The sequence below is a fragment of the Mangrovimonas sp. sgz306409 genome (assembly GCF_059735265.1).
Genome location: NZ_JCAPEU010000004.1, coordinates 279,110 through 293,096, shown reverse-complemented (window position 1 = coordinate 293,096; position 13,987 = coordinate 279,110). Strand labels below are relative to the sequence as shown.

The following is a 13,987-nucleotide window of genomic DNA, read 5'->3' as shown; positions in this document are numbered from 1 at the left end:
TAAAGACAGATTTATAGTAGATTATGCGTAATATTGCGGTTTCAAAATATCACAATGGGCACATCGCGCAATACTACTTTAATCATACTCGCATTCTTTTCAATCTATGTCATTTGGGGCTCCACATATCTGTTGAATAAAATTGCCGTGGCACAATTGCCACCGTTTATGTTGGCCTCCGTAAGGTTCATAACAGCAGGAATATTGATTTTCATCATCTCCAGAATTATGGGGATTTCATTAAAGATTTCTTCCCGACAACTATTGAATACCATTTTTGCAGGCTTTCTCTTTTTAACCTTTGGAAATGGTGTTGTGGTGTGGGCCTTGAAATATGTAGATAGCGGTTTTGCGGCTTTGGAAATTTCTGCCCAACCCTTAATTGTACTCTTATTGATGCGAATTCTACAAGGAAAGAAAATACAAGCAATGTCTGTCATTGGAGTTGTGTTGGGTGTTATCGGGATTTATTTATTGGTGAGCCAAAATGAAATTGTAAGTAAAGAAGGTTCTGTTTTGGGAATGGTCATGATTTTATGTTGCATGTTGAGTTGGGCGTACGGGAGTTTGTTTGTGGGAAAGGCCGAGTTACCCAAAAACTATTTTGTGAATACCGGTTACCAAATGTTAACAGGAGGTATTATGCTGTTATTGGCCAGTTTGATTTTTCGGGAGCAATGGGTGATGCCATCTAAATGGGAGAGCTCTGTGACAGTTTCTATGGTACTTTTAATTTTATTGGGAAGTATTGTGGCTTTCACATCCTTTAATTATTTATTGAAAACTGTGTCTCCAGAAAAGGTAGCTACGTCCACTTATGTCAATCCTATAGTAGCCTTGGTTTTAGGCTGGTATTTTTTAAACGAACACATCACGGCACAATCCATTGTAGCCGCTGCAGTATTGTTAACGGGAGTGTATTTTATCAATACCAAAAAGACTTTGGAAATATTTTCCAGATTTAAAAGATGATAGGTTACTTTGAAATTAGAAAGAAGTAGAAGGAAGATTATAAATTAAAAAAAGCTGTTTCAATGACGAAACAGCTTTTTTATTGCTATTGAATTAGTTCTAGATAATTCAAGTTTATTTCAAAATTAAGAACTCACAACGTCTGTTTATGGAATGCTCTTCTTCCGTACAGTCGTCTTTACAATCAACCAAAGGTTGGCTTTCACCATATCCTTTAGATCTCAAACGAGAACGCTCAATACCATTAGCCACAAGGTATTCCAAGGTAGATTGCGCTCTGTTATTGGAAAGGTTAAGGTTGTATTCTTCACTACTTCTAGAATCGGTATGGGCTCCTAATTGCACTTCCATTAGCGGGTATTTCTTCAATAAACCTACCATGATGTCCAAAATGCTAGCCGCTTGTGGTTTGATATCCCACTTTCCAAAATCAAAATAGATGTTTTCCAGTTCAATATACATATAACCATCATTTTTGGTTACAATAATATCTTCGGCATCGTCATAGGATTCAATTTCCAATTCAATGTTGAACTCAAATCTACCGTCATCATTGGTGGTGAACTCTTGTTCTCCCAAAGCATAGAGATCTCTATGGCCCATAATTTTATAAAGTTGGTTTGGCTTGGTGCTAAAGGCGTATTTGGCATCTTCTCCAACAATAGTTTGTCCAACAAGTTCTCCTTTATCGTCGTATAAGGTTACAGTGGTTCCTGGAAGCAGTTCTTTTGTGTTTTTATCAATCACAACCCCTTCAACGATATAGCGTTTTTTGTTAGGGATTCTTAAAAATGCATAAATGAGGTCTTCACCACTTCGGTTGGAAGAAATGAATCCTTTTTGTACATCTTCATTAAGAACATATCCAAAATCGTCCATTCCAGAATTGATGGTCTCTCCCAAATTGATTGGTTTTGAATAAAATCCGGCATAACCATTACTCATAAAAATATCCAAATTTCCCAGACCTTGGTGTCCGTCGGAGGCAAAGTATAAGGTTTCGCTTTGGTCCATAAATGGGAATTGTTCTCTATGGGCAGTATTGATAACTTCTCCTAAATTCACAGGAGTCCCAAAACCATCGGCTGTGATGTCTACAGAATAAATATCAAAGGATCCTAAGGACCCAGGCATGTCACTTGAAAAGAACAGTTTGGTATTACTAGGGTTTAAAAATGGATGTTGTGTAGAGTAGGTGTCGCTACAAAAAGGCAACACTTGAACATTGGTCCATTTGCCATCAACCAATTCTGCTTTGTATAATTTAATGGTGGCAATTTTATCGTCGCCAATTTTTACGCGTTTATCGTTGGTTCTGGAAAAGTACATAGTTTTTCCATCTGACGTGAAAGTGGCATTACTTTCATGTGTTTTGGTATTGATATCCTCAGAAAAAGGTTCAATGTTTTCCAGGGCATCCTTTTCTTCTGAAAGTGAAGCTTCATACAAATCCAAATAAGGTTTGTTGTTCCATTCATAAGTTGGATTTTCATTATTTCTGTAGGCTGAAAATACCACATTGTCACCATGCCAACCTATACCGAAATCACCAGAAACACTATTTTTCAATGGCTTCAATTCATAAACATAAGGCACAATGGCGCTTAAAGTGCGTTTCAATTTTGGAGTATCCATGACCTCGCCAGTATAGATACTAAGAATGCTGTCGGCAGTTTTGAAATCACCACTTGCTTTGAGGGCCTGTCCATATCTAAAATAGTAGTCTTTGGCCAAACTATCGTTAGTAGCAAACAATTGTCCGTAAGCATTACTTGCTTTAGACATTTGGGCATTAAAGAAATAAGAATCGCCTAAATTTTGAAGGTTTTCCTTTGTTTTAGGTAAGGACTGGTACATTGAGGCAGCTTCCGAATATGCTCTGTTTTCAAACAGTTTTCTGGCTTTGGAAGCACTAGCCTTTTGTCCAAACCCCAAGGAAACTGTTAAAAGAAACGATATTAGTAAAACAATGTTTTTCATATTAAAAAGCTATTAGAAAAATCTTGGGGATTTATCATATCCTACACCAAATTTACTGATGTCAAACAGCAGCATGACTTCATGCGAACCCGAATTGAATTTACCTAAATTGGAAAGCGTATAATCGTAGGCATATCCAAATCTTAATGATTTTGTAATTCTGAAATTGATCAAACCGCTTACCGAATCATCAAAGCGATAGCCTACACCAAATTCCACCATTTCATTAATTAGGACGTTGGTGGTTAGATCCAAAGACATGGGGGCTCCAGAGACGGCCTTAGTCATAAAGGCAGGCTTCAATTTTAAATTGTCATTTAATTGAAATACATAACCTCCGGTTAAAAAGAAATGGATTTCTTCAGCGCCACTGGTTACAATACCGCTATCGTTTTTAAGGTGTTCCGAACGTAAAATATTTGGCACAGAAAGACCTGCGTAAAATTTTTCGCCAAAATAGAACGCTCCTGCCCCAATGTTGGGAAATGTTTCACTTAAGTTGGAAGCAAAGGCAGGGTCGGGAAGTGGATCTGAATACACAAATCCATTAAAGTTGGTGCTAAAAAACGTCGCGCCAGCCTTAATTCCAAAGGACAGTTTAGTGTGTTCACTCATTGGGATGATGTAAGCCACATCTACATAAGCATTGGTTTCTTTTACAACGTCTCCAATTTGGTCGTGTACCACCGAAATCCCTCCTTCAAGCCGATTGGCAATGGGAGTGTGAGCAAAAAAAGTACCCGTAGTTGGACCCCCTTCGGAACCTACCCATTGGGCGCGGTAAAAGCCACCAAGATTGATCGTGTTTGGATCGTCAGTCGCATAAGCAGGGTTAATGACGCTCATATTAAACATGTATTGCGTATACTGGGGATCCTGCTGGGATTGGGCCGTCAATCCAAGTAAAAACATCAAAACACTGATGCGGTATGTTATTTTTTTAAGTGTCATATATTAATTTTATAAGACCTATCTGCTTAGATAAACGCGTCCCTGAATAGCTTTTGTCTCCCCATCATTAAAATTCAAAATGTAAAAATAAACGCCTACCGGACAAACTCCATTCCCCTGAGTTACACCCTTTTTGGATTCTCCATTCCAATCAGGGGTGTTGGTGTCTCCTTTATATAAAACGTTGCCGTATCTGTTATAAATTTCTAATGTAAAATCTGGATATAAATCTCTTAAATTAGCAATGGTAAAAGTGTCGTTGATACCATCATCATTTGGAGAAAACCCATCAGGAATGACAAAACATTGGTCTAAAGTTACAGTTACATCCAATCTGATGACACTCTCGCAACCATTGTCAGAAATCATGGCAGCATAATAGGTGGCTCCATCTTCAAGAGGTTGAGAATCTTCTAAAACATTTCCATCTACAGGAGCGTCATACCAAATAATGATGTTGGAATCAATAATATTGGCAGAAAGTTCAGCGATGGTTGGTTCAAATTCTCCACAGAAAATATGACCGTTTTCGGATAATTCAGGAGTTGGATTTTCAAGGACAGTAAATGTGGTTACCAATAGAGTTCCTTCCTGAGGGCAGGAAGCATCTGGAAAGCTAACCCCTGTAATGGTAATAGTGGTTTGTCCTATATTTGTCAATTCTTCTGCAGGAATAGTAAATACTGTATCGCCTCCAATAAATTCAGTGGTGACTGTATTGTTAGTATTGTTAGCACCTGTGAGTTCATAGGATATATTGTAAAAACCATCTTCCATTTGAAGCGCTAATGTAATTGTTGCGTTATTTGAAAGGCCCAAACATACCATCCCAGCTTGTATTCGGGCGTCGGAAATAATAGGACTGTTCACAACAGTGACAATTACAATTGAAGAAACTTCAGTAGTACAACCAGAATTGATAACGGTGTAAGTATATTCTCCTGCAGGATCTATCGTGGGATTAAAAACCCCCGTGCCACTGGCAAGGGCAGGGGACCATGTTCCTCCCATATCAGGAGTTCCACCTAAGGTGTCGAACAAATCTTGAGGGCCATTGTTTTCACAAATTTCCAGTGAACCATCTGTTCCTGCATTGGGGTCTTCAATAATACTAACGGTCACTGATGCAGAAGCATCGCCGCAAGGATCGGTTTCAGAAATGGTATAAGTATAGGTTCCTTCGGAATCCACTGTTGGATCAAAAACTCCTGTACCACTGGCAAGTGCTGGCGTCCAAGTTCCACCTGTATCTGGAATTCCTCCCAAGCTGTTAAACAGGTCATAGGTAGTTGTATCGGAAGCACAAATTTCTAGAGCACCATCTGTTCCCGCATTGGCAGTTGGAATAATGATTACGGTTACAGAAGCTGAACTGTCGCTACAAGGTGCCGTTCCAGAAATGGTATAAGTATAAGTTCCTGCAGAATCCACAGACGGGTCAAAAATTCCCGTGCCACTGGCAAGTGCAGGGGACCAGGTTCCGCCTAAATCGGGAGTTCCTCCCAAACTATCAAATAAATCTTGGGAGTCATCGTTTTCACATACTTCCAGTGTACCATCCGTTCCAGCATTTGGTTCGTCTACAATAGTCACTGTCACGGAAGCAGAAGCATCAGCACAAGAATTGGTTCCTAAAATAGTATAGTTATAGGTTCCTTCGGAATCCACTGCTGGATCAAAAACTCCTGTACCACTGGCAAGGGCAGGAGACCAAGCTCCACCTGTATCGGGAGTGCCTCCCAAACTATTGAAAAGGTCGTAGGTTGCTGTATCGGAAGCACAAATTTCTAGAGACCCATCGGTTCCGGCATTCGTATTTGGAATGATGGTTACCGTTACAGAAGCTGAACTGTCACTACAAGGCGCTGTTCCAGAAATGGTATAAGTATAAGTTCCTGCAGAATCCAAAGACGGGTCAAAAATTCCCGTGCCACTGGCAAGTGCAGGGGACCAGGTTCCGCCTAAATCGGGAGTTCCTCCTAGACTTTCGAATAAATCTTGAGGGGCATCGTTTTCGCAAACTTCCAGTGTACCATCCGTTCCTGCATTTGGTTCGTCTACAATAGTCACTGTTACGAAAGATGAAGCATTACCACAAGGATCAGTTCCTAAAACAGTATAAGTATAGGTTCCTTGGGGATCAACTGTTGGATCAAAAACTCCCGTACCACTAGCAAGTGCTGGCGTCCAAGTTCCACCTGCATCAGGAGTGCCTCCTAAAGTATTAAACAGGTCATAGGCTGCAGTGTCCGAAGCACAAATTTCTAGAGACCCATCGGTTCCAGCATTCGCATTTGGAATAATGGTTACGGTTACAGAAGCTGAACTGTCACTACAAGGCGCGGTTCCAGAAACGGTATAAGTATAAGTTCCTGCAGAATCCACAGACGGGTCAAAAATTCCCGTGCCGCTAGCAAGGGAAGGAGACCAGGTTCCTCCGATATCAGGAGTTCCTCCTAGACTTTCGAATAAATCTTGAGGGGCATCGTTTTCACATACTTCCAGTGTACCGTCCGTTCCAGCATTTGGCTCGTCTACAATAGTTATGGTTACGGAAGCAGTAGCGTCACCACAAGGATCAGTTCCCGAAAAGGAGTAAGTATAGGTTCCTTCGGAATCCACTGTTGGATCAAAAACTCCCGTACCACTGGCAAGGGCAGGCGTCCAAGTTCCACCTGTATCAGGATTGCCTCCTAAACTATTAAATAGGTCATAGGTGGTTGTATCGGAAGCACAAATTTCTAGAGACCCATCGGTTCCGGCATCCGCATTTGGAATGATGGTTACCGTTACAGAAGCTGAACTGTCGTTACAAGGCGCAGTTCCAGAAATAGTATAAGTATAAGTTCCTGCTGCATCAATGGCAGGGTCAAAAATTCCCGTGCCACTGGCAAGTGCAGGGGACCAAGTTCCGCCTAAATCAGGAGTTCCTCCTAGACTTTCGAATAAATCTTGAGGGCCATCGTTTTCACAAACTTCTAGGGTCCCATCCGTTCCAGCATTTGACTCATCTATAATAGTCACAGTTACGGAAGCAGAAGCATCACCACAAGGATCTGTTCCAGAAACGGTATAGGTGTAGGTTCCTTCGGAATCCACGGTTGGATCAAAAACTCCAGTACCACTGGCAAGGGCAGGAGACCAAGCTCCACCTGTATCGGGAGTGCCTCCCAAACTATTGAACAGGTCGTAGGTTGCTGTATCAGAAGCACAAATTTCGAGAGAACCATCGGTTCCTGCATTGGCATTTGGAATGATGGTTACCGTTACAGAAGCTGTACTGTCACTACAAGGCGCAGTTCCAGAAATGGTATAAGTATAAGTCCCAGCTGTATCAATGGCAGGGTCAAAAATTCCCATGTCACTGGCAAGTGCAGGGGACCAAGTTCCACCCATATCAGGAGAGCCTCCAAGAGAGTTAAATAAATCGTATGTTGTGGTGTCTTCTTCACAAATTTCCAAAGCACCATTAATTCCCGCATTAACGGAAGGAATAATGTTCACAATAACAATGGCAGAAGCATCTTCACATGGAGCAGTCCCCGATACAGTATAGGTATAAAGACCTGCGGGGTCCATTGTAGGGTCAAAAATTCCTGAACCACTGGAAAGGGCAGGAGACCAAGTTCCTCCAATATCAGGAGTCCCTCCTAAGCTATCAAATAAATCTTGAGGTGAGTCATTGGAACAGATATCAAATGTATTATCATTTCCTGCATTAGGTTCTGAAATAATGGTAACCGTAACTGTTGCGGTTACATCGCCACAAGGAGGGATTCCTAAGATGGTATAGGTATACACACCGGCAGAGTCCAGAGAAGGGTCAAAAATACCCGTTCCACTATTTAATGCTGGTGACCAGGTACCCCCCATTTCAGGTGCACCTCCTAAACTATTAAATAAATCTTCAGGGTTACCATTGCTACAAAGTACTAAGGTTCCGTCAGTACCTGCATTCGAGTTTTCGGTTACGGTTAGTGTAACTGTTGCTGTAGCGGTAGGGCAATTGGCCGTGTCCTCTACTGAATAGGTGAATACATATGGACTTCCTGTAGCAGTAAGTCCAGTCATATCAATAGTTCCTGTACTTCCATTGGAAGTAGATATTGGACCAGTCCAAGTTCCTGTATTAGAAGGAGACCCTTCCAGGTAATCAAATAAGTTTACGAGAGGATTTGTGATTATTTCATTTTCGCAGACTTCCAAGGAGCCGTCTTCACCTGCCTCATTGGCTAAATTGATCACTACGGTAACTTCAAATCGACCTAAACTTTCACAAGGAGGGTCTATGGTAGTAGCATAATAATTTTCACCATCAATTAAAGGAGTAGATGGATCTAGAGGCAAAAATGAAAAAGATGTAGCATACCAATTATTAGTTCCCGAAGCACTTAAATCGGCAACTGTAGGGTTGGATTCAATACAAAATTCCTGAATAGCTTCTCCTGTTGGAACAGGAACCAATCCTACATTTACTAAAACAGATAATCTTGAGGTTCTACATCCTGTATCAGGATTGGCCTGATCGGCATAATAAATGGTATTGTCCATTAACACTGTTGTGTCTGCCAAAGGGGTTCCTCCCGAAAAAGAAAGGTACCATTGCACATCGTTTCCAATGGCAATCAAATCGGATATTGTAGCATCTTCTGGAGTTTCCACACAAACTCCTTGGAAGTTAAACCCAATTGGAGCTCCATAAATTATGACGGTTACCTGCTGACGTGTGCCACAGGATCCAGAATTGTCATCGGCATAATAATCTTCACCATTTATAAGGCCATCGGTACTAGCCAATGGGGTTGTAGAAGTTGGAGTGTCATACCATACGATACCATTTCCATTATCTTGGGCCGCCAAATCGGATACAAGCACAGATTCAATATCACAAAATGTCTGAATGGGATCATTCACCGTGGGACATTGTGAAAATGAGTTAAAAAGGCCGCCAAATAAAACTATGTAAATGCCCAAAAGGTACTTACTGATAGCGTAGTTTTTACCTTTTCTCATAAATAGGGTAGTTGTTGGTCATTAGTGTTAGGTAACAAATTTGTGCTCTCAAATGTAAAAAAATATTGCAATTTCCTACAGATTTGATTGCTATTGTATGTTACGGGATTGTATCAGTTCAGCTCTTTTAAAAAGCTCTCCGCATCATATTGGATGATATAAACCCCCTTGTTGTCATAACTCCCCTTAGCATTTGGTCTATAGTCAAACTTGATATTTATATATTCCGTGACATTGTTTTTAACAGCATTTTCAAAGGAACCCGATTGCGCCATTCTCAGCAAAGTATCGTAAGTAATGTCAAATCCATAGATGACGTTTTGGGTTGGAGTACTTTTATATTGGTATTTGTATTTTTTGATGAATGCATTTGTAGCATTGGATTGTTTTAAAGCCGTTGCCGAAGGGTACATCATTTTTAAGATTCTAAATCTTTTGGAAGATACTTCTGCATCATCTGGGATTAATTCAGAATCGATAACCGCCAATTGAATGTTGTAGTTGCTCACTTGACTTAACAACAAAGTTGTAGTACTCAAATAAGTACTGTTTTTATCGGTATCAAAAATAATGATATTGTTTTTACTGTTTTGTAAAAGGCCCAATAACTCATCGTCCTGAAAAGTACCATTGCTTTTTACATCCAAAAATTGGGCTTCAGGCAACCAGTTAGAGATAAAGTTTTTGCTTTCTCTTCTATATTTATCATTGATGACAATGACATTGTTGTTAGAGTTGCGCTTTATGTAATTTAAGATGGCCTCACGTTGTGTGGTTTGGGAAGGTACTGCTTCATATATATTTACCAAACCAGGTTTTGTGGAAGTGTTTTCCAAAGTCACTACCGGAATGTCTTGAGTTGCAAACATAAGGGTAGCTTCCTCGGTTTTTGTGTTTTTAAAAGGCCAAATAACCGCACGGGCATTTTTATTTGGATTAGGCTTCAACAAAAGTTTTTCACTTTCCATTTTTACTATATCCAAATCAAATTTAAGTCCCATTTTTTTCAATGAGTCAATTGCCAATTGTGCTCCTCTATAGAATTCCAGATTTTGACGAAGCACAGAATCTTGAACTTCCGAGAATTGGTTCACATTGCGAAGACGATCGCTCATTTCCTTTTGTGAATAAGGGAATAAAAACAACAATTCTGTATTTTTAGAACGGTCTAGTGTGCTTACTAAATTATCGTATTTAGAAGTAGTGGCAGCAATAGTTGCTGTTGTGCTATTGTTTTCTTCTATAGAGGAACTTGCTTTGGTTGTTTCTGTTTTAGGCATTTTAACTATATCACCTTCCTTAACTCCATTAACAAGTTCTGGGTTCAAAATTAGGAATTCTGAAGGTTTCATACCTGCGTCCACAGACAAACTATAAAGCGTTTCCTTTGGTTTAATTTTATATGAGTAGTATTCTACCTTGCCATTTGCTTTTTTTAAGGTTTTCACTGCTTCATCTACTGTAGAAGGATTGGTAGTAGTATATGAAGGCTTTACTGATGTAGAAACTCCAGAGGTTCCTTTGTTGATGGTTAGTTCGTGACCAACCTGTAAACCATCTTTAATTTGCGGATTGTCATGCTCCAATTCGGCAATACTGATGCCAAATTGTTTGGCCAATCCAAATTTGGTTTCTCCTTGCTTAACAATATGTATAAAACTTCCGTTGCTATTTTGTGATGTACTGGTTGTTGTGGAAGAATTTTCTTTCGAAGAAGGAATAATTAACACTTGCCCTACGTAAATACTTTCTGAACTACCGGGATTGAGTTGGTAGATTTGTTCTGGGCTAACACCGTACTTTAAGCCAATACGATACACGTTTTCACCCTTCTTAACTTTGTGTTTTATAGTGTTTTGCTGAGCGTTTGCTAGTTGGAAACAGCATAAGAAAAAGATAAAAACATTGTAAAATATTTTCATGAAAAGGTCTATTATTTGTGGCTTTGTTTAAAAATTAAAATTAATAAAAAATGCCTTATACCGTCATCTTTTCTAGGTTCTTGTCAACAATTTATTAACAATCAAGTGTTTCCATTTAAAATTTTTGAAGAATCTTCATTTTTTGAATTTTATAAAATTAATGAATACTGCTATTTTTTTGGCAATGTTAAGCTATGGTTAAGTTGTGATTGTTAGCAAGAAAAAATAGCTTACATGTTGATTGTTAATGATTTTTAAATTTTGGAGTGTTTTTTCCTAAATAATTATCTTTGTTCTCTTTTAAAAACTACCCAATGAAAATTTACATTTCTGGCCTACTTTGTTTGTTGGCTTTCCCTATGTTTTCCCAAAAAAGAATATTGGACCATGCCGATGTAGCAAATTGGAAAACCATTCAACACACTCAAATTTCACCAAACGGACAATTTGTGGTCTATGATTTGGCTGTTGAAAATTTCAATTCTTCTTTAGAGGTTAAGGACAAATCCGGTGCGTCAATTTTAGAACATGAGCATGCCCAAAAAGGGCAGTTTACTTTTGATTCCAAATATTTGCTTTTTGAAATCAATCCTTTCAAAGATTCTATTTTGGCTATGAGACGCAGGAAAGTAGATACGAAAGATTTGCCAAAAGATTCCTTGGCCATTTTCAATTTGGATCGACGTGCTTTGTTCAAGTTTGGGAATCTAAAATCGTATAAAACTCCAGAAAAATGGTCCGGATTTGTAGCGATGGAATTGGATGCAGTTAATAAGAAATCCAAGGACAGTGAAGGTTCATCAGAGGCTTCGGATAAGAAGGAAAAAAAGACCAACAAGAAAAATGGCTTTCATTTGGTGTTGATGAACTTGAGTTCCTTACAGGGTGATACCATAAAATATGTAACCAATTACACGTTTTCTAAGTTCGGCAATAGATTGGCTTACACAACTACAGGAGATGAAAACAACGAAAATGCTGGTGTATTTGTAGTGGATTTGAACAGTAAAAAAAGTACTAAAGTTCACAATGTAAAAAGAGCAACATATTCACATATCAACTTTAGCGATTCGGGGAAATATCTAGGATTCATTGCAGATCAAGATACTACTAAAGTTCATGCTAGACCCAATGAGTTATTTGTATGGAAAGAAGGAAGTGAAAAAGCTTCAAAAGTAGTGGATAATGCTAATGCTCCTAAAGGGTATTTGGTGTCTTCTCATGAAGATTTAATGTTCTCGAGAGATGAATCCAAATTGTATTTCGGACTTAGAAAACCTCCCGTGGAAAAGGATACGACACTTTTGGACGAAGAGATTGTGAATGTGGAGGTTTGGACATACGATGAACCAAGACTATATACGGTTCAGGAATTGGAATTGAAAAAAGACAGTATCAAGTCGTACACAACAATATTCGATTTAAAGCGTCAAAAAGTGGTGCCGTTGGCTACGGAAGCATTTCCAAATGTTGAATTGGAAGATCACGGGAATGCACAGTGGACCTTGGCTTATACGGAGCAGCCTTATACTTTGGAAAGTCAATGGTCTGGAATGTGGTTAAGGGATTATGCCATTATCAATACAAAGGATGGTAAAACCACTCCAGTTTTAAGTGCTGTTCCATCGGCCAAATTAAGCCCTAAAGGGAATTATGTGTTCGGTTATCATGAAGTTGATAGCACCTGGTTTGTGTACAACATAAAAAAAGGGACAAAAATAGAATTGACCAAAGGAATGGTCTTTGCCGATGAGTTGAATGACGTACCATTACCTTCTTCGGCTTATGGAAGTGCTGGGTGGACGGCAGAAGATAAAGCATTGTTACTTTATGATCGTTACGATATTTGGATGTTCAACCCTGAAACAGGAAAGGGAACAAAACTTACCAATGGAAGAAACTCCAGAAAGGTTTACAGATACATTAAATTGGATAAAGAGGAGGAATCGATTGATCCAAATGAAACTTGGTTGCTGTCCATTTTTAATGACGAAACCAAGGAATCTGGATTTGCTAAATTCAATCCTAAAACAAACAATTTACAAGAATTGGTTTATGGACCTTATAAATTTGGAAAACCAAAGAAAGCAGGCAATAGCGAAGCATTGGTCTTTACACGTGAATCCTTTGAAGAATTCCCAAACCTTAGATTGACAGAAGATTATTTTAAAACAAATGTTCGTTTAAGTGATGCCAATCCGCAGCAATCGGAATTTAATTGGGGAACGATTGAGTTGGTACATTGGAATTCCTTGGATGGTAAACCTATGACAGGGATGTTGGTGAAACCTGAAAATTTCAATCCAAACAAAACCTATCCAATGCTGGTGAATTTCTATGAGCGCAGTTCAGATAATTTATATAAGCATCACACGCCATCGTTTGGAAGGTCTACCATCAACTACAGTTTTTATGCTAGTAGAGGGTATTTGATTTTCAATCCTGATGTTACCTATCGCGAAGGATATCCAGGAGAAAGTTCCTTAAATTGTGTCCTTCCTGGAGTTGCGTCTTTAATTGAAAAAGGTTTTGTTGATAAAGACAATATTGGCGTTCAAGGCCACAGTTGGGGCGGGTACCAGATTGCTTATTTGGTGACCAAAACGAATATGTTTAAAGCTGCTGAAGCAGGAGCACCTGTGCCTAATATGATTAGTGCTTATGGAGGAATAAGATGGTGGACAGGTTTAAGCAGACAGTTTCAGTATGAGCATGGACAAAGTAGAATAGGAGGTACGCCTTGGGAGTACCCGATGCGCTATATTGAAAACTCGCCTATTTTCAATATCGATAAAATTCAAACGCCGCTGTTGATTATGCATAACGATGCCGATGGACATGTGCCTTGGTATCAAGGGATCGAACTGTTTGTAAGTTTAAGAAGATTAGGTAAGCCATCTTGGTTTTTGAATTATGAAGGAGAACCTCACTGGCCGCAGAAATATCAAAACAAAAAAGATTTCAATATTAGATTGGCACAGTATTTTGATTATTTTCTGAAAGGAGCTCCAAAACCGCTTTGGATGGAAAAAGGTGTACCTGCCATAGAAAAAGGTGTGGAACAGGGGTATGAGCTCTTGGAACATTAAAATCTCGTTTAAAAAAAGCCTCCTAATCAGGAGGCTTTTTTGTTGAAGTCTCAAAATGAA

The 13,987-nt window shown here is 39.2% G+C and carries 6 protein-coding genes; 2 read left to right on the top strand and 4 right to left on the bottom strand.

The annotated features are described in order from the left end of the window. The first annotated feature begins 54 nt into the window (after positions 1 to 54). Positions 55 to 972 carry an EamA family transporter gene (locus tag AC6I5C_RS09215; RefSeq protein WP_497904899.1) on the top strand — a complete coding sequence of 306 codons (918 nt, stop codon included), beginning with the start codon at positions 55 to 57 and terminating at the stop codon, positions 970 to 972. A gap of 114 nt (positions 973 to 1,086) precedes the next feature. On the opposite strand, the gene AC6I5C_RS09210 is transcribed toward AC6I5C_RS09215, so the two are convergent. From AC6I5C_RS09210 to AC6I5C_RS09195, 4 genes are all read right to left on the bottom strand, one after another. Then, a complete protein-coding gene (locus AC6I5C_RS09210) occupies positions 1,087 to 2,952 on the bottom strand; it encodes an OmpA family protein (RefSeq protein ID WP_497904898.1) in 1,866 nt (621 codons plus the stop codon). A gap of 12 nt (positions 2,953 to 2,964) precedes the next feature. After that, complete coding sequence (locus tag AC6I5C_RS09205; protein WP_497904897.1) at positions 2,965 to 3,903, bottom strand: PorP/SprF family type IX secretion system membrane protein; 939 nt, start codon at positions 3,901 to 3,903, stop codon at positions 2,965 to 2,967. Between the two features lie 18 nt (positions 3,904 to 3,921). Beyond that, positions 3,922 to 8,916: a T9SS type B sorting domain-containing protein gene (locus AC6I5C_RS09200; protein ID WP_497904896.1), complete on the bottom strand. Its 4,995-nt coding sequence runs from the start codon at positions 8,914 to 8,916 to the stop codon at positions 3,922 to 3,924. 113 nt (positions 8,917 to 9,029) lie between these two features. Beyond that, positions 9,030 to 10,838 carry a LysM peptidoglycan-binding domain-containing protein gene (locus AC6I5C_RS09195; protein WP_497904895.1) on the bottom strand — a complete coding sequence of 603 codons (1,809 nt, stop codon included), beginning with the start codon at positions 10,836 to 10,838 and terminating at the stop codon, positions 9,030 to 9,032. 314 nt (positions 10,839 to 11,152) lie between these two features. Here AC6I5C_RS09195 and AC6I5C_RS09190 point away from each other — a divergent pair, with 314 nt between their 5' ends. After that, positions 11,153 to 13,927 (top strand): alpha/beta hydrolase family protein, encoded by a 2,775-nt coding sequence (locus tag AC6I5C_RS09190; RefSeq protein WP_497904894.1) that lies wholly within the window; start codon positions 11,153 to 11,155, stop codon positions 13,925 to 13,927. The last annotated feature ends 60 nt before the right edge of the window (positions 13,928 to 13,987 follow it).